The sequence below is a fragment of the Staphylococcus sp. AC872 genome (assembly GCF_979255425.1).
Genome location: NZ_CEEDKW010000059.1, coordinates 1 through 268 on the forward strand (window position 1 = coordinate 1; position 268 = coordinate 268).

Below are 268 nucleotides of genomic sequence, written 5' to 3' on the forward strand. Positions count from 1 at the left end.
GCGTAGGCGGTGTCTCCTCGCAGGAAGTAGGCCGCCGCCACGGTCAGGGTCAACTGCACGGTTTCGGCGAGGCCGGAGAGTTCGTTGGTGGTGATCGCGTCTTTGGCGCGCTCACCGACGTCGATGGCGCGGTTCAGGTCTCCGGCATAGCGATAGCACCGGCTAAGAGCGATCAAATCCCGCAGCCACGGCTGGTCGTGGGGTTCTTGCTCGACCAAGCCTTCCAGCGCGTGGATCGCCCCGTCCAGGTCGCCGCTGGCCTCAAGAG

At 65.7% G+C, this 268-nt stretch carries 1 protein-coding gene; it reads right to left on the reverse strand.

Features of this window, described 5'->3' with window-relative positions; genetic code table 11:
- Positions 1-268 (reverse strand): hypothetical protein (locus ACZ267_RS12920; protein WP_463680351.1); only part of this gene is annotated, 268 nt, incomplete at both ends.